The sequence below is a fragment of the Achromobacter sp. HZ34 genome, assembly GCF_002209485.1.
GTDB lineage: Bacteria > Pseudomonadota > Gammaproteobacteria > Burkholderiales > Burkholderiaceae_B > Bordetella_C.
In genome coordinates, this window is the sequence record NZ_NJIX01000002.1 from 963602 (window position 1) to 985517 (window position 21916).

Below are 21916 nucleotides of genomic sequence, written 5' to 3' on the forward strand. Positions count from 1 at the left end.
CCGGCCGGACGGCATGCCGTCCCGTTCATCAATCACCAATCACCGACATGCGCCGCTGCACACCGGGCAGCCAGGTCGACAGCCAGCCGCTGCGCGAGCCTGGCGCCACATACTCCGCGGTCAGGCGGTCGGCCAGGTGCTGCACGGCCCGGACATAGACATCGCGCTCGGCGTCCTCGTGCAGCAGATGGCCCTGGTTGGTGCAGACCATCAGCGGCAGGGTACGGTCAGGGACGGTCCCCGCCAATTCAAGGTTGAAGCGTTCGGCGATCTGCGCGGCGGTCATGCCGTAGCGCTCGTCATAACGGTTGACCACCAGGCGCAGGTGGCTGCGGTCGACGTGCTGCTGGTCCAGTTCGCGCAGCAAGCCCGCCAGGGACACCAGTGCACCGACGCTCTGGTCGGTCACCAGCCAGGTTTCCTGGGCCGAGCGCGCCAGCCCCGCGACGAATTCGGCATTCGAGAAGCCGCCGGCGTCAGCCAGCAGAAGCCCATAGTGCTGGCGCATGCGTTCGAACAGCAGCAGCGAATCGGACAAGGAAATACCACGCATCTGTTCCACGTCGCGCGGCATGGACAACACGCTGATGCCGCTGCGGGTGTGCGCCATGGCCGAGCCCAGCAAGGTGGGATCGAGCCGGCGCAGATTGCGCACGGCCTCGGCAAAATCGAAATCGCTCTCGATGTTCAGGTAAAGCAGGCAATCGCCCACGGGCCAGCCCAGGTCGAGCAGCCCCACGCGCTCCGACAATGGCAGCCCGCTGCCGTCCTGCTGCCCCTTGCCGACCTTGGGAGCGCCCGGCCGGCTGGCGTTGATCTGCACCATGCGATCCTGCATGAGTCCAGCCAGGTGTACGGCCAGTGTGCTGGTACCGACGCCGGGACGGGCGCCCAACAGGGCCACGCTGCGGCGCGCACCGCGTCCGACCGCCGCGGCCATGCCGCCGTCCATGTGCATCACACGTTGCACCACCTCGCGCACTTCATCGGGCGCGACGCTGGGATCGACGAAGTCGCTGACGCCCGCGCGCAAGGCCGCGATCGCGCCTTCAGGATGCGCGACGTAGCCCACCGCCACGCGCGGCACGGCCGGCGCGACACGCGCCAGCATACGGGCCAGGTCCGCCGCCTGCAGCAACTTGCCCGGTTCGTTCTCGCTGCGCGTGAAGTCCAGGAAGACGACGCGCGGATCCAGTTCAGCCAGGCGCCTGGCCATATTTTCGATGCTCGGCAACTCCTGCATCAACAGGCCCATGTCACCGATGGCATTGCTCAACTGGGTGGCCACGTTCGAGTCGTTCGAGCAGAAAAGAAAGGAGCCCGCCTGCTGGGCCGCGATCCATTCCTTGGAGTGTGTTTTCATATTGCTCACCTTGAGAATCCCGGCATTTGCTGTCCACCCGCCGGCCCCATCAGGTAATAGCCCCACGCCGTCGTCGGGGTATTACCCACCTCTTCGCGCGCGCCGGGCATAGGCAGGCTCACGCCGCGCGCAATCGGCCGCACCAGGTGCGGCGTCACCACGATGACCAGTTCGCGGTCGTTCTGTGAATAGCTGACGCCCCGGAAGAAGGCGCCGATGATGGGCAGGTCGCCCAGGAAGGGCACTTTGTTGACGGCGGCCTTGGTCTGTCTTGAAACCAGGCCGCTGATGATGAAAGTCTCGCCATCGCCCAACTCCACGGTGGTGTCGGCCTTGCGCGTACTCAGCGCGGGGATGGTGGTGGTGGAAGTGGCCGAACCGGTGCTGCCGGTGGAGATGGTGATGCCATTGGTCGGATCCAGCTCGCTGGCCTCGGGTGCCACCTTCAGCGCGATGCGGCTGGGCGAAATGACGGTGGGCGTCACGCTGAGGCCGATGCCGAAGGGCTTGAATTCGACGTTCTGCGTACCCAGGCCGCCGGCGACGGGAATGGGAATCTCGCCACCCGCCAGGAAGCTGGCGCTCTGGCCCGATTGCGCCAGCAGCGTCGGTTCGGCCAGCACGCGCGCCAAGCCGTTCTGCTCCAGCAACGCCAACTGCGCGCTGAAGTGATTGGACGCGTAGCCAAACGCGAACCCATTGGTACTGGAAAGCAGGTCGCCGGGAATCAGCCCGGAGGCAATGGACCAGGGCCCCTTGCCGAAGCTGGAGGTAATGCCCACGTCCTTGATGGTGGATCGCTGCACTTCCACCATCTTGACTTCGACCTGCACGACCGAGCCCACATTGATCGTGGAAACGTCCACGACCTTGTCCTTGGCGCCCGCCGTGCGCGCGGCCTCGACGCCGGCGCGATGGTCGAGCACTGACGACGCCTGTCCGCTTACCACGGCGGCTTCTCCCGCCACATCGACCTGCGCGGTGCTGGCCGCGCCGCGCGCCGCCAACGTCGCCTGCACATCGCCCAACACGCGCACGTTCCAGACTTGCGGGGTCCGGTTGTTGCCGGTCCATACCTGCAACTGCGTCGTGCCGGCCTTCTTGCCCAGCACCAGCACCTGGCCAGCGCGATTCGGGCCCGGCGGCAGGACCTTGACGTCCGCCACATCGGGATCGCCGACGGCGATGCGCGCAGGCGATGCCCCCAGCGGCAAGGCGTATTGGCCGCGCACGGGCACGGCCAATTCTTCCGCCGGCGCGCCGACGGCGGGCGCGGTATTGGTCCCGTTAACGCTGCGTCCGGCCGGGGCGCCGGCCTGCGTTGTTGCCTGTGCTGCGGCCGCACCTCCCCCTGGCGCGCGCGTGCGCGCCGCCGGCTGCGCAAGGGCGGGCGTTATCGTGGCAGGCGACAGCGTCACTACCAATGCGATGGCCAGCCCGGGCAAGTACCAGCCGCGCCAGCGCCACGCAGGCGACCGCCACGAAGACGCCGGTGGCGCCACGCACGCCAGCGCCGCCGCGCGCTCGCCAGTCTTGACCGCGGTCAGCCTGCACTCCCCCAGGCTGCCGATCTCATTACGCGCTTGATCCTTACCGATTCTTATGTTTTGCATGCAACATCCAGTCTTTCTCAGTAGGAAACCTGTTCACTCGTCCCGCCCCGCACCACCTCCACCGACCGGCCGCTGCCCGCGCGCGCGGCACGTGGTGCAGCCGGCGCCGGTGCCGGCAGGTGCGTTTCCACCTGCGGCGCCGGCCCCGACAACTGCGGCAAGCTGTCACCCGCATAAGCGCGATTGACGGCATCGGCGGCTTCCGACTTCTGGCTAGCGTTGAGATCGGCACGCGCGGCCAGCACCGGAACACGGTTGGGAAACAGGGCGACGTCGGGAACGGCGGCATCGTCCGGCGCCCGCAATGCCAGTTGCAGACGCCCCGCGCGTGCCGCCAGCAGCAATTCATTGACCTGGGCCACCGGCACCGCCAGCATGGCATTGCGCGGCGCGGGTGGTGGTCCACCGGGATTGGCCTGCGCGGATTTATCGTTTGCATCCGGGCCGTCCAGCGATTGCGTGCCATAAGCCAGCACGCGCACGCGCGACTGCAGCAGGCGGGACTGCGTGCCACCGACTTCCTGGCCGCGCTCCAGCGTGATGAAGACATCGACCATATCGCCCGGCCGGATGCGGTTGCTGGCGCCGATGATTTCATCGACGGCGATCGCCACGGCGCGTTCACCGGACTGCAGGTACGAAGCCAGTCCGCGCGCCAGCTGGAATTTCGTCACCGGCTCGCCGGGCTGGATCGCGACCCGGGTCACCGCGTCGGCCAGAGGCGCGGTCGCGTCGAAAGACGCCGCGGGCTTGACGGGCCATTGCGCCACCGTCAGGGCAGCGGGTTCGATGCGCGTGCCCGCTTCGATGGCACGCGCGGCCACCACCACGGGGAAGGTCGGCGCGGCTTCCTGCTGGCTGCGCACGACGGCCGGCGCCGTGGGCGGCAGCGCCGCCGGTTGCGTGATCATGTGAAAAGCCATATAGCCCAGGCCCAGCGCGGCCAACAGCAAAAACAGCGCGAAGAGTTTGATTCCTTTACTCATGAAGACCCCTGGATCTGGACGACGGCGTTAGCGCTGAGGACGGTGGGAACCCACGTGCTATTCCACAGGGACTTCGACAGGGTGTTGACCGACTTCAGCAACGGCCAGTCGGCCGTGCTGGTTTGAAGGGAGATAGCGATGCACTGCGCCGGGGTGGCGGCGCCGGAGGGCCACGCGCAGGTCTTCGTGGTGGCCGCGCACGTGACCTGCATCCACCCCACCGCCTTGTTGGCGACGCGGCAACCTTCCGATGTCTTGACCGCGCCTGCCTGCCCGCTATCCAGTACGGCGCGCGCGCCTTCGGCAGCAGCACCGGTAAGAATCTGCTGTGCCCACATCACGCCACCCAGGCCGACGATGCCCATGAACACCAGCAGGAAAACCGACAGGATCAAGGCGAATTCGAGCGCCGCCACGCCGCGCTGCCGGGCAGCGTCCAGACGCGCCGAAACCGCCCGCAGGCGGCATGGCAGGCTCGTTCGTGATGGGATAAAGCGGGAAGCGCGCATATCAGCTGCTCCCCACGGGCGTACTGGTCGACGTGCTCATGCCATTGCCCAGCTTCGCCGTCGCCCGCGATGACAGCAGCGCCGGTACCACCAGCCCCAGGCCGGGAATGGTCGGAATGAGAGGATGGGCGCCGTAGGCATAGCTGACGACGACTTCGAATTGATCGGGGTCGAGGATATTGCTGCTGCACGTACCGCCGCCAGCCGTACTCAAGGCGCCTGATTTCGTGCAGACCGCCACGGCGGGCGTGGTCGCGCCCATTGACGTCAGCCAACTGACCCGATCGTTGGCGACTGCCAGTGCGGCAGCCGCGCGCGCCTGCATGGCGCCCTGCCCCTGTTGCCAGCGCAAAGTCATCCTGGCCGCATCATCGGCGGCGAGGTTAAGCGTTTGCTGCGCGGTAAAGATGAAGCCGTACGTTACGGCCCCGTAAAGCAGAACGAAGAAGACAGAGAACACCAGGGCGAACTCGACGGCATAAGCGCCACGCTGAGCACCGCCAGCGCGATATAGGCCGCGTAAGGCACGCCGCGCCGAGACCGCCCCTTCGGGCCTTGGCGAATCATGCGAAAAACCTGGTAGAGCGCATGCACCGCGCCGGGCACGCTGGCCCAGAGCACGGCAAGGCCAAGTATCCAGGGACCAGTGAACAATCCCAATACCGCCATGTACTTGACGTCCCCGGCGCCCATCATCCGCAGGCGCCAGAACAGAATGAAGGCCAGGCCCAGCAGGAAGCCGATCGCTGACTGTCCCGGACTGCGCGCGCCAGGGAGTGTCCCGGCAACCAGTCCTGTCCACATGACCACGAGCGCCAGCACCTGCATTGCCATGGCGGCAAGCAGCAGGGTGTTGGGCACGCGGCGCCAACGCAGGTCGTAGATCACGACGCATGCATTGAATGTGACAAAAACCAGCCACCAGGTTTGCTCCATTGTGGTTTACGTGTCAGGGGTCTCGGCGCGTAACGCAACCATCACGGATCATTATTTGGCCGCATCAGCCGCGTCCTTGACCTTCGCCCCGATGTTCTCGAACAGAGTGCTCAACTGGGGCCCGAGCACAGTCAATCCACCGATGATCACCACGGCCACCAAACCCGCGATCAGCCCATACTCAATGGCCGTCGCGCCCTCTTCGTCTTGCCAGAAGTGCTTAAGCTGTTGCATTTGCATGATCAACTCCCCCCAAAGGAAAGGGTTACTTCAACGAAAAACACACCGGCTACCCACGTCCGGTGCAACCATCGTGGGGCCGCGTCGCCGAAATACGATGCGGTCCCACGAATCCGAATCAGCTGGATCCCGGCGGCCGCGCGAGCGGGCTTGCAGAAGAATCCGTACTGTCAATCAAGGCATCGACGCGGGCCGCGAGATGCGCGCGGTACAGCGCCGACGTGCGATGCAATTGCCAGCGGATGGCCAGCAAGGCCAGCGCCGACAACAGGAATACGACGTACGGCAATGACATGCCGCCTATGGTCCAGTCCGCACTAGCGCGCGGCGTGGTGCACACCACCTGGCCGCCCGCCACCGCGGTGTAGTGCATGCCGCAAACGGCCACCGCCATCACCAGCGCGGCGATCGGCCGCTGCCATTCGTTCTGGATGTTGAAAGCCAGCCACAAAGCCGCGGTCGCCGCGGCAATCGCAATCACGACCGAGGTGACGACCATGCCTGGCTGGTAGAAAACGTCCGCCGGCATGCGCATCGCGGCCATGCCCAGGTAATGCATCGCCGCCACCCCCACGCCGGCCAGCACGCCACCGGCAATGCAACGGCCCACGGTGAACGCAGAGCGGCCCACATACCAGAAAGCGGCGCCCGAGAGCACCACCGCCACCACCAGGCTCAATATGGTCAAACCGACCTGATAGCCGACGATGAAAGGCAGGCGCTGCGACTGCATGCCGATGAAATGCATGCTCCAGATGCCCACGCCTCCCATGGCGAAAGCGGCCACGGCCACGTAGCCCATATGTGCGCCGTCATGACGGCCGCTGCGTATGCGGGTAGCGGCCAACAGCGCCACATAGGAGCCCAGTGCGGCCACGATGAAGGAAAGCGCTACGACGCTTTCCTGGAATGCGAGCGGAACGATATCGCCGGGGTTCATACGGCCTACCCCGGAAGATGGAATGGAGCACTACCGACCGAAAGCCACTGTCCTCGACATTCCCGTGTTACGTCTTGCCCTGCGAAGGTGTATGGCCTCATTGCAGTCCCCTATGCCTCGCTGTACTTGAATGAAATCTTATGAAGCAATACAAAAGATAGTCTTAACTATTAACACTTATTAAACATTAGGGGGAAACCCTAGGCTTGTTGTATTTATCGACTTCTTTTTAGACACACTACCCTAAATTCAGCCGTTTTAGCGGATGATTAGGCGGAAATTACGGACGGTTTGGTTTTATTTATGCAAATTAGTATTTTGTCGACAAGATACCGAAACAGGGTTGAGCGACAAGCCGGCGCAAAATTTGGGTAATTCTTGCGACTATTTCTGTTAGAAACTGACAAATTTCGCCAGAACATAGGCAAAAACTTTCAACGAGCGTGACGTGAAATCGAGGCAGTTAGGCGTAACAAGACGGGCGGATGGATGCCATTACCCGGCAAAACGCGGGGAATGCGGATCTAGTCCAAACGTATGAGATTCAGCGAATCGACACGCGATAACGGAGCCGCTCCAGGTACGCCGAAAGGACGGCAAGCCGGTGCCGCAAGTAATCGGGACGGAGTACCTCCCGCGCAACAGACAGGGGAAGTCATAGTGAAGAGCACGAGGACACAGCATTGCAGGCAGGCACGCCATAAACGCCTGTGCCACCCCGCGGCGCTGCTCATGGGGAGCATGTTGCTGGCCACACCCTATGCCCACGCCGATGGCCCCTTGCGCGGCAATCCGGTCGATTCCCTGCCGCCGATGGAAAAGCCGGCGCCAAAGGCGCCGGCACCCTTGCAGGCACCCACGCCGGAACAGCAGGCGCTTGCCGCCCGCATGGCCCAACACATCGTGCCGCGCCATTTCGATGTGTCCGGGGCGCACGTGATTCCCTTCGAGGAAATCAGCGCGATCCTGGCGCCGCTGGCGAACAAGGACATCACCCTGGGGCAACTGGTGCAACAGGTCGATCGCATCACCACGATGTATCGCGAACGCGGGTATCCGCTGTCTTTCGCCGTGGTGCAGAACCAGACCTTTGCCGAAGGCACGGTGGTGGTGACGGTGGTCGAGGGCCATATCGGCGACATGCGTATCGAAGGCGATATCGGCAACTCCGCCGACCGCCTGCGCACGCTGGCGCAACCCATGATCGACGAGAAGCCGCTGACGCAGGCCACGCTGGAGCGCCAGTTGAACCTGATGCGCATGGTGCCGGGCGTCGCGTTCACGCCGTCGCTGGATCTGCCGCGCCGCGCCGACGGCGCCAGCGAGCTGCTGCTCAAGGCCACGCACCGGCCCTTCAATGCCACCGCCGGCGTGGTGGACCTGGGCACCGGCATGCAGCCGCTGGTCAACGCCAGCGCCAACAGCCTGACACCGCTGGGCGAACAGACGAGGCTGACCGCCGCCGTCCCCTTCGGTACCGACGATGTGCGCTATTTCGCCGGCGACGTCACCGTGCCGGTCGGGTCCAGTGGCCTGGCGGTCAAGCTGGACGGCTATCACTACCAGGCCAAGCCGCAAGACGACACCGTGGAGATACTGGGCTTCAAACGCACGGTAAAGAACGACCGCATCGGCCTGGGCGTGAGCTATCCCTTCCTGTTGAACAACCAGAGTTCGCTGACCGGTACCCTGGGTGTGTATGCGGTCAATGCGCAGGATATCTATGACCAGCACGACACCGACTTGTGGCTGCGCCAGAAGACCCGCGTGCGTGCCGCTACCGCGGAACTGCGCTACATCACGGTGGGACCGGCCCGCAGCACGGACATCACGCTGGGCGTTTCCAAAGGCACCAATGGACTGGGCGCGCAGAAGACCATCGATTCGAACTACGGGTATTCAGCCACGCCGGACCTGGATCTGGACTTCACCCGCGTCAACCTGAATGCGAAGCAGAGCTTCACGCTGCCGGCGCAATTCGGGCTGGTGCTGGCCGGCGCGGGGCAGTTCAGCGACAACGTGCTGCCCAGTTCGGAACAGATGTCCTTCGGCAGCTGGCGCTTCGGCATGGGCTATCCACAAGGCGAGACCAGTGGCGACAAGGGGGTGGGCGCGTCCATCGAATTGAATCGCAAGTTCGCCACCGGCTGGCAGGTCCTGTCGGCCGTGCAGCCCTATGCCTTGGTGGACTATGCCCGGACCTGGTACAACGCGGCGGCGCTCAAGCCCTATAACAATCGCCACCTGTCTTCGATAGCCATGGGGGTGCGGCTGACGGACGACAAGCTCTATCTGTTCGACTTCAACGTGGCCAAACCCATAGGCTCGGCCACCTTGAACGACGACAGCCGCGGGTGGCGCTTCAATGCCAACTACCAGGTGTTCTATTGAGCCTGGCATGACGCAGACGCCGCGGTGAGCGTCCCGGTATCCCCCGCTCCTGGCAGCGGTCTTCTTAAGCAACATCAGGCGACTTTCGCGCATGCGCGACAGTCGCTTTTTTTCGATCGACGTTACGGCCCGACGTTACGTTACGTGGGGCCTTGTTCCCGTAACGCCACGGGGTCGAACCAGGGTTTGCCCCTGTTATTTTTCGTTGAAAAAGCAGCAGAGCATTTCTTGGCGCGCAGCTTTACACATCGCACAAGCCATTGATTTTTCTATATTTTCCTTAAATTGATCAGCAGCTGAAAAGCCACGGTAAGCAAGAAAACGCAAAGTTGGCATGGATTTCGCATTAGTTCTGTCATCGGGCCTTATCGAGCCCGTCATACCAAGACAGACAGAGACTGGAGCGTGCCATGCAAGCAACCGCGAAATTCCAAGGTATCAAGCGTACCGTGAGCCTCACCGTGCTGACCGCCGCCCTGCTGGGCGCGCTGGCGGGCTGCGGCGGCGGCGGGCATCACCACGACAGCGTCGCCGACAACGGCGGCATGCCTGGCGGCGGCGGAGGTGGTGGTGACGGCGGCGGCAACGGCGGTGGGGGTGGGGGCGGCGGCACCAACCCGCCCGGAGGCGGAGGCACGAATCCTCCGGGAGGCGGAGGCACGAATCCCCCGGGAGGCGGAGGCACCAATCCCCCGGGAGGCGGCACCACCACCACGCCTGGCCTGCTGCAAACGACGTTGACCAACACCGGCGGTGCCGTCGACAACGTGGCGCCCCTGGGCGCGGGTTCGCTGCTGGGTGATGTGGGCAAGGCCCTGGATCCCACCGTGGCGCCTGTCGCCAACACGGTGACCTCGCTCACCCAGCAAGTGGGCGCGACCACCGGCCTGGGTGCGCCTGTCGACAGCCTGCTGGGCCAGGTAGGCGGCACCGTGAGCAATCTGGGCGACTCGGTGTCATCGACCGCCCTGCCCGGCAACCTCAACACTGCCGTGGGCGGCCTGGTAAGCGGCCTGGGCGATACGGTGGCCAGCGCTGGCGGCCTGCTCAACGCCTCCGCCAGCAATCCCCAACCGCTGACCAAGGTGCTGGGCACGGCTACCAATGCCCTGGCCACGGCCACTGGCGCCCTGACGGCTGACGGCGGCCTGCTGCAACCGGTGAACAGCCTCCTGGGCCAAGTGACCGGGGGAATGACGTCCGGGACGCAGACGGCCATCCTGCAGCCGACGCTGGGCAACACCGGCACCGCTGTCGACAACGTGGTTCCGCTGGGCCTGGCGCAACCGCTGGCCGCGGTGGGTGCCTCGCTGGACAAGACGGTGTCCCCGCTGGTCGGCAAGGTCGCCGGTGCAACGCAGAACATCGGTGACACCAGCGGCCTGGGTGCCCCTGTCAGCGGTTTGCTCACCAGCATCGGCGGCACCGTCGCGAATGCCGGCAACGGCCTGGGCGGCACGCAACTGGCCGGCGTCAACGGCCTGCTCACGGGTGTCGGCAACGCCGTCAGCGCGGCCGGCGGCCTGGTCAGCAGCAGCAATCCCGCGGCGGCGAACCCGCTGGGCGCCGTGCTCGGCAACACCACGGCGGGCGTGGCGTCGCTCACCAGCGCAGTGGGTGGCGTGACCGGCGGGTTGACAGGCGGCCTGGCCGGCGCCGGTGGCGCGGGCGGCACGGGAGGACTGTTGCAACCGATCAACGGCTTGCTGGGCGGCGTCGGTGGCCTGCCGGCCGGTGGTGGCAACAACGGCGGCCTGCTGGCGCCCGTCACAGGCCTGGTGGCCTCGGTCACCGGCAACCTGGCCGGAACCGGCACCAATAACGGCGGCTTGCTCAGTGGCCTGATCAACGGCGTAACCAATGTGGCCGGCACGCCTGCCACCACGGCGCCCGCCACCACGGCGACGGGCGGTGCAGCCACCGGCGGCAGCACCGGTGTCTCGGTCGCCACCGGTAACGGCGGCCTGCTCGGCGGCCTGTTGGGCGGCACCACCGTGGCGGCCAACACTTCCGGCGGCGCCGGTGCGGCGGGCAGCACGACCACCACCACGACCACTACCAGCTCCACGGGCGGCACCACCAACAACGGCGGCCTGCTCGGCGGCCTCGTCGGTGGCTTGCTCGGCCGTCGTTGATTCCAACCGCGGTATCCGCCGCGCCAGCGCCTGGACTGACAGGGCTGGCGCGGCGGCAGACAGGCTCGCAGCAAGGGACCGAAGCCGAGACCCGCGGCTGGAGACCTGAGCCAGGACCCGCAGCGCCGCATCCGCGGCAATGCATCCGAATCGACATCTGAATCGTAAATATCCGAAGTGAACCACTCGAATCGTCTGCTCAGCAGTGAATCACCCGAAGTGACTTACCAAATACAACCAGGACAGGGAGTCCCGACCATGTTCGAAATCGAACCTTGCAATCACACCGACCGCGCCGCTGACATCGTCATGCCGCGCGCCAGCAGCGGTGAGCCGCAGCAGCATCTGCTGGAGGATATGGCGCTGATGCTGGGACGCCAGTTCAGCGTCTACACCGCCGTCTGCCAGGCCACGCTGGCCGAACAGCTGGGCATGCCCCTGTCCGACCTGCGCGCCCTGGAGATGGTGATCGAATTCGACGCCCTGCCCACCGGACAACTGGCGCAATTGCTGGGCGTCAGCTCCGGCGGCGCCACCGCCCTGATCAACCGGCTGGAGGAAGCGGGCTATGTCCAGCGCGACCGCCATCCGCTGGATCGCCGCATCATCGTCATCCGCCCGGTGGCGGCCCGCTGTGCGGCCCTGACGCAGCAGCGCCGCCTGGTGGCCGATGAAGTCATCCTGCAGGCGCGGCGTCACGACCATGAACAGGTGCAGGCGATGCACGGCTACCTGGCCCAGTGCATCCGCGCGCTGCGGCACGAAACCTTGTCCTGGCTGGAAACCCGGCACAACCCCGCCCTGGACGACTGAGCCTTTGAAACCAAGCCCTTGAACAAAGGGTAGATTTCGATCGCCGCGAGAACGTACGGCAGGCAACGCAGGTGGCCCTACCCCCTCCTCTGTGACGGCGGGAAGGCAAGGCCGATCGGCAACGCCGCCGCGCAAGGGCGAGGTGATCGAACCGCCTTCCTGGCGGCCACGCGGACCCTGGGCCACCGGGAGGCACGCAGCAGTACCTTGAGATCCGCGCCGGGGCGGATCTTTTTTTTGCTACGTGCCGAAGGACAGGCGCGGTACCGCCGCCAGCAGGCGCTGCGTCATCTCGTGTTCCGGTTCATGCAAGACCCGGCCGGTTTCGCCGTCTTCCACGATGCGGCCGCCGTACATGACGGCGATGCGATCCGCCAGATACTCCACCACGCCGAAGTTGTGCGTGATGAAAAGATAGGCGATGCCCAGTTCCGCCTGCAGCTCGCGCAACAGGTCCAGGATCTGCGCCTGCACGGAAACATCCAGGGCCGACGTCGGCTCGTCGCAGATCAACACCTTGGGTTCGACGGCCAGGGCGCGCGCGATGGCGATGCGCTGGCGTTGCCCGCCGGAAAACTCGTGCGGATAGCGCGTGGCGGTGTCCGCCGGCAGCCCCACCCGTTGCAGCAGCCGTTCGACGCGCTTTTCGCAGGCGGCGCGCGGCAGGTCCGCACGCAGGGACAGCACTCCCTCCAGCAGGATGTCGCCGATGCGCATGCGCGGGTTGAGCGACGCGAACGGATCCTGGAACACGATCTGGATGTCCTGCCGCAAGCGGGCCATCTCGCGGCGGTTGGCGCCGAAGATGTCGCGGCCGTTCAGCAAGGCCTGGCCGCTGATGGACGCGCCGCTGATCAGGCGCAGCAAGGCCTTGCCGGTGGTCGTCTTGCCGCAACCGGATTCGCCCAGCAAGGCCAGGGTCTCGCCGGCGCGCAGGGTGAAACTGACGCCGTCCACGGCCTTGACCCAGCCGCGGATACGCTTCAGCGGGCCCTTGCGCACGGGATAGTGCACCTTCAGGTCGCGCACTTCCAGGACGGGCGTGGCCGCCGTGGATGCGGATGCGTCGTTAGTGGAAACAGATCGGCGCGGGGACGGGAACGTGGCGACCTGGGCCACGTTGGCCCCCGTCGCCGAAGTGGCCGACAAGGGCCGGCCGCGTTTTTCGAACGCGGGTATCGCGTCGAACAACTGGCGTGCATACGGATGCCGCGGCGCTTCGAAGAACTGGCGCGCCGGCGCGCTTTCGACGATCTCTCCCGCCCGCATCAACGCTACGTGCTGGGCGACGTTGCGCACCACGGCCAGATCATGCGTGATCAGCAGGATCGCCATGCCCATGTCGCGCTGGATATCGGCCAGCAGGTCCAGCACCTGGGCCTGCACGGTGACGTCCAGTGCCGTCGTCGGCTCGTCCGCGATCAATAGCTGCGGTTCGGCGGCCAGCGCAATGGCGATCATCACCCGTTGCTTTTGCCCGCCGGAGAACTGCATCGGATAGTCGTCGATGCGCCGTTCCGGCTCCGGGATGCCCACCCGCCGCAACCAGTCGATGGCGCGCGCACGGGCTTGCGCGCCGCGCAACGGCGTATGCGTGCGCAAGGTCTCGATGATCTGCTCGCCGACCCGCATGACGGGGTTCAAACTGGTCGAGGGTTCCTGGAAGATGATGCCGATACGGCCGCCGCGTACTGCCCGCATATCCCGTTCGGGCAGTTGGTTCAGGTCCTCGCCGCCCAGGTCGACCTGGCCGCCCACCACGCGCGCGGCATCCGGCAGCAGGCGCAGCAGGGCCAGCGCGGTGATGCTCTTGCCGCAACCCGATTCGCCCACCAGGGCAAAGGTCTCGCCGCGCTCGATGGCCAGGCTCAGCCGCTTGACCGCCTGCGAGATCTGGTGCTCGCCCGCGATGTCGACGCGCAGGTCAGTCACGCGCAATACGCTACCAGAGGCGCTGCCAGGTGTGCCGTCAATTGCACTGCCGAATTCGCTGTCAGACCCGGCTTCAGCCAATTTCTCATTCATGGCGACTTCCTTATTTCGGCTCGTCACGGGCATCATCCGGTGTATCGCCACGCGGGCCGGAACTGCCGCTGGCGCGCGCATCGTTGTCCGCGTCACGCGTGGTTTCACGTGCCTCGGCCGTCACCGGCGACACGGCGAACACGCCACCCGTAGGCGCGCCGACCAGGGCGGCCGCCGAGAGCGGCCGGCGACGCGGACGGAAGCGGCGCGTGCGCGGGTCGAAGGCGGCCCGTACGGCATCGGCAAACAGGTTGGCGGCCAGCACCAGCGCCAGCATGAAGGCGAACGCCGTACCCAGGTTCCAGTAGATCATCGGATCCATGGACATCTCCAGCCGCGCACCGTTGATCATCGAACCGAAGGAATTCATCGAAGGGTCCACGCCTATGCCCAGATACGACAGCACCGCCTCGTACAGCACCAGCCCGGAGAACTCCAGCACCACCGTGATCAGCACGATGTGCATGACGTTGGGCAGCAGATGGCGGCGCATGATGGACCAGTCCGACACGCCAAAGGCGCGCGCGGCCTGCACGAACTCCAGCTCCCGCAGCTTCAGCGCCTCGGCGCGCAGCAGGCGGCATAGGCCGGCCCACCCCGTCAGCCCCAGGATCATGCACAGCATGAACAGCCGCAGGTCGGCGCGCGCGGCCGAGGTGTCGAACAAAGTGGGATTGTTGTCGATGTACACCTGCATCATCAGCACGCAGGCAGCCACCAGCAGCACGCCGGGAATGGACGTGAGCGTGGTGTAGAGATACTGGATGGCGTCATCCACCTTACCCTTGAAATAGCCGGCGGCAATGCCGAACACGATGGCCGGCGGCAGCATGGCCAGCGTGGTCAGGCTGCCGATCACCAGGGCCGTGCGTATGCTTTTCAACGCCTGCCACAGCACATCGTTGCCGGTGCGGTCCGTACCCAGTGCGTGATAGCCGGTGGCCCAGCCGCCCAGCGCGCCGGCGACCAGCGCCAGGCCCGCGAAGGTGATCCACATGGCGCGCCAGCGCACTTCCGTGTGGCCGTGCAGGACGTCGCGCGCGGCCTGGCGCCAGCCGCCATGCGTACGCGCCAGCGCCGCCGCCAGCAACAGGCCGCCAGCCAGGGCCACGGCAGCACCTGCCAGCAGGCCCAGGCCGCCGCGCCGCAGCACGTCGGGCACGCGTTCCGTGGCGGGATCCTGCAGATGGGCGCCGCCCGCGCGCAGGCGGGGAAAATCGCGCACCGGCTTGCCGTCCACCAGCAGGGTTTCCTTGGTGAACTGATGCGCGCGCAACGGCGCCGAATAGGTTTTCTCGGGTTGGGTCAGGACGGTGCCGCGCAGCAGGCTGTCCAGCAGCGATTGCGCGGCGGGCGCATACGCCGCCGGTGCGTCGATCGCGGCGCCCGGCAGCGGCGGCAGACGGGAGCGGTAATGCACCGAGTCCAGCAGGCCGATGACGGCGAACACCGCCAGGATGACCGCCGCGCACATGGCTGGCCCGTCATGCGATACCCGCGCCCAGGTCCCGCGCAGGGTCGGCGTCCGGCGCACATGCCAGATATAAGCCAGCACCGCCAGCACGATCAAAAACAGGGCGGCGTCGGTCCAGAGCAGAACGAATTTCGGCATGGTGCTCACTCGAATCGAACCCGGGGATCGGCCAAGGTGTAGGAGATATCGGCCAGGATGAGGCCGATGATGTACAGCACCGAGCCCAGGAACACCATGGCGCGCACGATGGAAAAGTCCTGCGCATTGATGGCGTCGATGGTGTAGCTGCCCAGGCCCGGAATGCCGAAGAAGGACTCGGCGATCAGGCTGCCCATGAACAGCAGCGGGATGGCGGATACCGTGCCGGTCAGGATGGGCAGCATGGCGTTGCGCAGCACATGGCGGAACAGCACAACGTTTTCGGTCAGGCCCTTGGCGCGCGCGGTACGCACGTAGTCCTTGCTGATTTCCTCCAGGAACAGGGTCCGGTAGAAGCGGGCTTCCGGACCCAGCCTGGATATCACCGCCACCAGCACCGGCAGGGCCAGGAACTTGATCATGTCCAGCCCGCCCGCATAGCCGGAATACGGCACCAGCCGCAAGCCCTTGGCAAATACCCACTGCCCCGCGATGATGTAGAACAGACCGGAAATCGACAGCAGCACCACGCATAGCACCACGCCCCAGAAATCCAGGCGGGTGGCGCGGAAAAACACCAGCATCAAGGCGAACGCGATACTGACGTACAGCCCCAATATGAAGGTGGGCAGCGCCAGCGACAGGCTGGGCCACATGCGGGTATTGATCTCGCGGCCTATGTCGCGGCCATTGTCGGACAGGCCGAAGTCCAGCGTCAGCAAGGGTACGGAGCGCTGGTAGAAGATGGTGTCGGTGACCTTGCGCGCACCCGGCGCCGTGGCGTTGTAGAACAGCGGTTTGTCGTAGCCGCGTTCCACCTTCCACTTTTCGATGGCGTCCTGGCTGATGCGCTGGCCGCCGATGGACAGGCGCGCCATGTCGTCGGGCGTGTTGACGGCAAAGAACAGGACGAAGGTGAAGAGGTTGACGCCGATCAGGATCAGCACGCCGTACAGCAGGCGACGGATGATGTAGGCGATCATGGCGCGTTCCCTTTGTGGTGTTCTGCCTGGGCTTGGACTGGGGTCTGGGCCGGGGTGTGGGCCGGATTCCGGCCTGGCGTGAATGCCGTCTGCGTTTCACGCCGCCGCAGGGCTATCCAGGATGGCCACACGGCCAGCACCAGCAGCGCCAGCAGCACCCACAAGGGCCACCAGCGCGGGAAATTCCACTCCTCGATCTTGCGCTCGCGCAAGGCGGGATCCAGCTTCATGTACTGCAAGGTATTGCGCACCATCTGGGTGGGCTTGGCGTTGCCCACCCACTGCTGGTACGCCCCGCCCGACTTTGGGAAATAGCCGAACATCCAGGGCGCGTCACGCTGGACGATGGCCACCATGCGGTCGATCAAGCGCTCCTTCTCGGGACCGTCGTCCAGGTATTTCATCTGCTCGAACAGCTTGTCGAACTCGGGATTCTCGTAGTTGGATGCGTTCTCGCCACCCGAGGCCGCCTTGGCATTGGGCCCGTACAGCAGGAACAGGAAGTTCTCCGCATCCGGGTAATCGGCATTCCAGCCCCACAGGAACATCTGCGCCGCGCCACGCCGCATCTTGTCCTGGAAGCGGTTGTAGTCGGTCGAGCGCACGTCCAGCTGGATCCCCAGCTTTTCCAGCTGGCGCCGCATCCAGTCGAACATGGGGTTGGCGCCCATGCCTGTCATGGCGTCGTAGTGCAGCACCAGGGGCGCACCCGTCTTGGCGTCGCGGCCGTCCGGATAACCCGCCTCGGCCAGTAACTGGCGCGCCGTCGCCAGGGACTTGCGCACCGGCTTGCCATCGACCAGGTCATAGACCTCGGGATTGATGCCGCCGGGCGTGCCCGGCTCGTGATAGCCGAGCACACCGGGCGGCACGGGACCGTAGGCCACCGCGGCCTGGCTGTTCTCGAAAATGGCGATGTACTCTTCCCAGTCGAAAGCGATGCTGATGGCCTGGCGCAGCTTGCGATTGCGTTCATCCTGCTCGGGCGTCTTGCCCCTGCCCACCACCGGGTCGTTCCAGTTGAAACCCATGTACCAGTTCTGCGTTTCGACCGCGGTGGGCAGCTGGATGCCGTGTTCCCGGTAGCGCGCCGCCTTCTCCGCCGAATCGCCCGCCGCCACCAGCATCGCGACGCCGTACTCGCCGCGCTCGACTTGGGGAATGTCGTAATAGCCCTGCAGGAATTTGCCCGACAGGGGAATGGATTCCTTTTCGATATTGAAGACCACGCGGTCGATGAAGGGCGTGGGCTTGCCGCAATCCGCCAGCAACCCTGCCGCGCGGTCCCCGGCTTCGCCCTCGCAGGGATAGGGCTCGCCATGGAAATTGGGATTGCGCGCCAGCACATGGCGGCGGTTCTGCAGGGACTCCACCATCATGTAGGGGCCGGTTCCCACGGGCCAGGTATTGAGCGACAGATTGCGGGTAGCCATGCCCGGCTGGTTGTAGAAGCGTTCCGCCTCCCAGGGGACCGGCGCGGTGAAGGTCATGGCCAGCCAGTACTTGAACTGGGGGTATTTACCCTTGACGCGGATGCGCAGCGTATGCGGGTCCACCGCCTGCACGCCATCGAAGCCATCGGCGCGCAGGTCCATCCAGGGCAGGTCCCGCTGGCCTGGCGGCAGGTCGCGCCGCTGGGCCTGGTCGGCCTGGCGCAAGTGATCGCCGTATTCCTTCATACCCACCACATAGTCGGCCATCAGTGAATAGATGGGCGAGACGATTCTCGGATTGGCCAGGCGGCGGAAAGCGTAGACGTAGTCGTCGGCGGTCAGTTCGCGCGTACCCGTCTTGGGGAAATCCATGACACTGGATTTGCCGTCCAGTTCATGGGGCTCGAGCGGATAGTAGGTGTAGCTGCCGTCGGCCTCGCGGGCGAATGCCGGATGGGGCTGGAAGCGGATACCGGGCCGGATATGGATGTCGTACACGCTTTCGGCGATGCTCTCGCCAGGCGCGTCGGCCGGCAAGGGCCGGCCCTGGGCGTCCAGGTAGGACGGCGGATCGATGCTGGCCGCTGCCCGTGGCACAAGCTTATAAGGCCGTTCCAGATAACCGTAGCCGTACAAAGGCTCGTAGACGTTGTACGTGTAGGGCGTTTCGTCGACCGAATAGGAACTGGCCGGGTCCAGATACTTGGGGGAATTGCGGGTGAAGGCGGTGTACAGCGTGTTCTGTTTTTCCGCGCCGGCTGGATGAGGGCTGTTGATGGCGCTTTCGCGGCCGCAAGCCGTCAGGGCGGCCAGCAGTCCCAGTAATCCCAGCAGTGCCAGCGCCCGGGCCGCCCCATCGGTCCAGGCCGCCCAAGCCGTCCGGGCCGTCTGGGCCTCCGCGGCGGCGGAGAGGCCGTGGCCGGCCACCCGTGCCCTCGATCGCATACCAGCCATCCGGTTTTCCCACTGTGTAAGTCCATGTAATGAGGGAAGGATAACAAACGGCGATGAACGGGCACTTGGAGATAGAAATAGGCGCCCTCGGCCGGCAGGCCAAGGCGGGACAAGCCTAGGGTTTACGCTTGGTCGATCCGAGTGGCTTGGGCCATTCCTGGGGGATGGATCGACGATGTGTGAACAGGTAGGCCCTTCTCGCCAGTTGGAAGCCCGCGAACTCCAGGCGGTTTCCCAGGCACAATTTCAGCCGGAAGTCGATATCGGCGTCAGGAGGCCAGTGCTTGAGCACCGCCACGCAAGGATCGGCATAGGTCAGATCCTGGCAAGCCAATACGAGCCGACGGGGCGGCAGCGCCTTTACTCCCGACTGCTGCTCGTAGGATCTGAACAGGGTGGGCAGCGTGACGCGATTCCTCACGCAATCGTTGACCAGTGCCGTCAATTGCGCGGGCCACCGGTGCTCGATATAAGTCGCATAGGCCGACAGTCCCAAGCCCAGCCGGTCGCGCAGCGCCTGATGGGTGGTCTGGTCGGTGACCCATGCGGCGGGAATTTCATGCAGGCACACGTCCGGCAAGGTCTTGCCGATGACGTGCCGCAATGCGCCTTGCGGGGGAATGGCAGGCGCCCCCGCGTTGACGCTGGCTTTGGCGTTGGCGTTGGCTTCGCTCCAATCGCGCAGATCTTTCAGAATGACGGGGAGCGCGCTCGAACGGTCGACATCGGTCCATGCCATCCCCTGCAACGCGTGCCCGCAACCTTCGACCTTCCAGGCCAGCTCTTCGTAGACGAACAGCGTGTAATCGGCGCCGCCAGGTTGCTCCGTCCAATGTCCCTTGTTCTGTGGCTGCCCCGAGATCAGGCCCAGCTTGTCCATGCGCGCCAGGAGCTCCACCGCGAGCGGGGCAGCATCCTTCATGACGCGATAGTCGTCGCCCTCGAAGGCAACAAGGTTGTAGAGATTGAGCGCTTCGCTCGCCGGGAGGCCGAAGCGCTCGCTGGTGGCGCGCCCCGTGGCGGCAAGCGCTCCCTCCAAGCCTGAGTCGCGCGGGCCCTCGAGCGGCAGGCCGGCTTGCAAAACGTCCTCTTCGTACGCCCTCAGCATTTCTTCCGCGATGGTCATGGCGATCGCGCTGGGCTTGAGGCTATTGCGTATCGACTCGCGCCAGTCCGATTTCTCCACCTCCCGAATCGATTGGTCGAAGGGCATGGCCACGTGCAGAGGATCGTTCTTCCTGGGCAAACCCAGCTGGTCGGCCATCTCGTCCCACAGCTCATTGACGAGATGGATTTCGTTATTCGCATAGAACTGCTGCAACGCGGCCTCCGCGCCTGGTTGAAAGAGCGCGAGCTCATCGCGCAGTTGGCTTACCCGGTTTCGATACCAGTCGCTCACGCGCTTCTGCAACTGTTGCGCGACCGCCTGCTCCTTGGCCTGCCATATCTTTTCACGCAGGCGTCCCGTGCCCAGGGCCAGATCACGCGCCGCGCTCGCCAGATTGCTCGTCACCCCCGGTGCACACACCGTCACCCCATCCGCCAGCCGCAAGATGGCCTGGACCTTGTCCTGCAGCGCCATCGGGGTGCAGTTGACGGTGCTATCCCCGCTCACCAGTTGCGTCGCTTCATGCAGCGCGGGCAGGCCGTAGCGATAGAGCAGCTCATCCAGCCTGCTGAAAGCGCCGGCATCCAGATTTTCAAGAAAGATATTGAACTGCTGGCGCACCCAATCGCCGCGAGAGGGTTCATGCGCGTCGATGAAGGCCACCAGCGCGCCTACATCCGCGCGCACGCACTCGTTCGCGCGTTGGAAATCCTCCGACAAACGGAATTGCTCGAAGGACCCGTGGTGGTCAGGCGAATAGCGGATCGCCGGCGCCGCCGGGTCGGCGGCGGCCGCGACGGCGGCTGGCAGGGGCAGCGTGGATTCGGAGAAGAAGTCCGGGTGGAATCCGGAGGTGGATGCGGTGAAAGCGTTGGAAAGCGGATGCATGGGATGACCCTCGGTCCTGGGAAGTGGACTGAGTGGACAAAGCGCCGAAATCGTTTCCTGCCCCTGGTTCCCTGCCCTGGGTTTCGTGCCCGCGGCTTCCTGCCCTGGGTTCATTGCCCGCGGTTTCCTTCCCCATGCGCGGCAACATCAAACAAACGTCAATGCTGGAGCCAGCCGTTCTGCCCCATGGCTCGATCAGGGCGTGGCGGTGGCGCCGCTGCTGGGGCACTTGCCGTGGTTCCAGCATTGATAGCGCCACTCCCAGGGTGCGACGGCGCCCGCCTGCGCCCATAAACCCTTGCGCTGGTCGCGCGCCTTGCTTTCTATCCCGGGCAGGGAGGCGTCGCGCAAGTACTCGCCATGGCGCGCCATATTGGCCCAGGCATAGCCGGCGTCCACCTGCTGCCAGTTGACCGTGTGGCCGCCCTCGCCCGGCAGGTCGCAGACGTCGCGGGCGTATTGGTCTTTTTCGTAGCAACGCGCCGTCAGCGTCTTGCCGGCCACCATGGCTTCCAGGCTCTTGCGTGCCGCCTGGCCGAAAGGCTGGCCAGGCTTGACCTCGCCATGCCCCACTTCCGGCGCATCGATACTGGCCAGGCGGACGCGCCGCTGGCCACCGTCCGTCTGCAAGGTGATGGTGTCGCCATCCGCGACATTGACCACCCGTCCGCGCAGCTCGTAAATGGCACCGTTGGCACCGCTGGCGCCAGTCGCGGCGCCGTCATTGCGCGGGCCATGCGAGGCGGACAGCCAGGCGACGCCGGCACCAGCCAGCGCGCAAGCCAGCGCGGCAACCGGTCGGGCCAGGCCGATGCGGCCCAGCAGATTGCGCAACGGGGAGCGCAGCGCGGCGGACGCAAGCGTACGGGGTGGGCGGGAGCGAAGAATGATGCGGTCTCCAGGGCCTGCGGGTTTGGGGGCATCCTCTTCCGACGGGGCGCCCATGCGTCCTTGCTCTGATGGAGCGCATATTACCTGGGCGCGGCG

At 65.4% G+C, this 21916-nt stretch carries 18 protein-coding genes; 3 read left to right on the forward strand and 15 right to left on the reverse strand.

The genetic code is table 11. The annotated features are described in order from the left end of the window. Positions 1-28: 28 nt before the first annotated feature. The 8 genes from CEY05_RS11040 to CEY05_RS11070 form a co-directional block, all read right to left on the reverse strand. The gene (locus CEY05_RS11040; protein ID WP_088598499.1) at positions 29-1372 is read right to left on the reverse strand and encodes a pilus assembly protein CpaE; all 1344 of its coding nucleotides are present in this window, start codon (positions 1370-1372) and stop codon (positions 29-31) included. Further along, on the reverse strand, positions 1369-2976 hold the full coding sequence (locus CEY05_RS11045; RefSeq protein ID WP_088598500.1) for a type II and III secretion system protein family protein: 1608 nt from the start codon (positions 2974-2976) through the stop codon (positions 1369-1371). The genes CEY05_RS11040 and CEY05_RS11045 overlap by 4 nt, the downstream gene beginning before the upstream one ends. Positions 2977-2993: 17 nt before the next feature. Continuing rightward, positions 2994-3962, reverse strand: a complete 969-nt coding sequence (cpaB, locus tag CEY05_RS11050) for a Flp pilus assembly protein CpaB (RefSeq protein WP_088598501.1) — start codon at positions 3960-3962, stop codon at positions 2994-2996. Further along, positions 3959-4378: a TadE/TadG family type IV pilus assembly protein gene (locus CEY05_RS11055; protein WP_158219314.1), complete on the reverse strand. Its 420-nt coding sequence runs from the start codon at positions 4376-4378 to the stop codon at positions 3959-3961. The genes cpaB and CEY05_RS11055 overlap by 4 nt, the downstream gene beginning before the upstream one ends. Positions 4379-4472: 94 nt before the next feature. After that, the gene (locus CEY05_RS31420; protein WP_233161458.1) at positions 4473-4931 is read right to left on the reverse strand and encodes a TadE/TadG family type IV pilus assembly protein; all 459 of its coding nucleotides are present in this window, start codon (positions 4929-4931) and stop codon (positions 4473-4475) included. Next, positions 4892-5407 carry a prepilin peptidase gene (locus CEY05_RS31425; RefSeq protein ID WP_198952737.1) on the reverse strand — a complete coding sequence of 172 codons (516 nt, stop codon included), beginning with the start codon at positions 5405-5407 and terminating at the stop codon, positions 4892-4894. The genes CEY05_RS31420 and CEY05_RS31425 overlap by 40 nt, the downstream gene beginning before the upstream one ends. 51 nt (positions 5408-5458) lie before the next feature. Then, entirely contained in the window at positions 5459-5647 is a 189-nt protein-coding gene (locus CEY05_RS11065) for a Flp family type IVb pilin (RefSeq protein ID WP_233161459.1), read from the reverse strand. A gap of 118 nt (positions 5648-5765) precedes the next feature. Continuing rightward, the gene (locus CEY05_RS11070) at positions 5766-6587 is read right to left on the reverse strand and encodes an MHYT domain-containing protein (protein ID WP_088598504.1); all 822 of its coding nucleotides are present in this window, start codon (positions 6585-6587) and stop codon (positions 5766-5768) included. 741 nt (positions 6588-7328) lie between these two features. Here CEY05_RS11070 and CEY05_RS11075 point away from each other — a divergent pair. Beyond that, positions 7329-8978 carry a ShlB/FhaC/HecB family hemolysin secretion/activation protein gene (locus CEY05_RS11075; protein WP_088598611.1) on the forward strand — a complete coding sequence of 550 codons (1650 nt, stop codon included), beginning with the start codon at positions 7329-7331 and terminating at the stop codon, positions 8976-8978. A gap of 195 nt (positions 8979-9173) precedes the next feature. Here CEY05_RS11075 and CEY05_RS31235 read toward each other — a convergent pair whose 3' ends face one another. Further along, positions 9174-9314, reverse strand: a complete 141-nt coding sequence (locus CEY05_RS31235; RefSeq protein ID WP_158219315.1) for a hypothetical protein — start codon at positions 9312-9314, stop codon at positions 9174-9176. 74 nt (positions 9315-9388) lie between these two features. On the opposite strand from CEY05_RS31235, the gene CEY05_RS11080 reads away from it, so the two are divergent. Continuing rightward, positions 9389-11113, forward strand: a complete 1725-nt coding sequence (locus CEY05_RS11080) for a collagen-like triple helix repeat-containing protein (RefSeq protein WP_088598505.1) — start codon at positions 9389-9391, stop codon at positions 11111-11113. Between the two features lie 258 nt (positions 11114-11371). Further along, positions 11372-11926, forward strand: a complete 555-nt coding sequence (locus CEY05_RS11085; RefSeq protein ID WP_369825920.1) for a MarR family winged helix-turn-helix transcriptional regulator — start codon at positions 11372-11374, stop codon at positions 11924-11926. Positions 11927-12166: 240 nt separating this feature from the next. Here CEY05_RS11085 and CEY05_RS11090 read toward each other — a convergent pair whose 3' ends face one another. From CEY05_RS11090 to CEY05_RS11115, 6 genes are all read right to left on the reverse strand, one after another. Then, positions 12167-13951: an ABC transporter ATP-binding protein gene (locus CEY05_RS11090; RefSeq protein ID WP_088598506.1), complete on the reverse strand. Its 1785-nt coding sequence runs from the start codon at positions 13949-13951 to the stop codon at positions 12167-12169. Between the two features lie 10 nt (positions 13952-13961). After that, positions 13962-15563 (reverse strand): ABC transporter permease, encoded by a 1602-nt coding sequence (locus CEY05_RS11095; RefSeq protein WP_088598507.1) that lies wholly within the window; start codon positions 15561-15563, stop codon positions 13962-13964. 5 nt (positions 15564-15568) lie between these two features. After that, positions 15569-16546 (reverse strand): ABC transporter permease, encoded by a 978-nt coding sequence (locus CEY05_RS11100; RefSeq protein WP_088598508.1) that lies wholly within the window; start codon positions 16544-16546, stop codon positions 15569-15571. Continuing rightward, the gene (locus tag CEY05_RS11105) at positions 16543-18924 is read right to left on the reverse strand and encodes an ABC transporter substrate-binding protein (protein ID WP_088598613.1); all 2382 of its coding nucleotides are present in this window, start codon (positions 18922-18924) and stop codon (positions 16543-16545) included. Before CEY05_RS11105 ends, CEY05_RS11100 begins: the two co-directional genes overlap by 4 nt. A 124-nt stretch (positions 18925-19048) precedes the next feature. Continuing rightward, a complete protein-coding gene (locus CEY05_RS11110) occupies positions 19049-20704 on the reverse strand; it encodes a hypothetical protein (protein ID WP_143220378.1) in 1656 nt (551 codons plus the stop codon). A gap of 420 nt (positions 20705-21124) precedes the next feature. After that, on the reverse strand, positions 21125-21874 hold the full coding sequence (locus CEY05_RS11115) for a thermonuclease family protein (protein ID WP_088598510.1): 750 nt from the start codon (positions 21872-21874) through the stop codon (positions 21125-21127). Positions 21875-21916 lie beyond the last annotated feature (42 nt).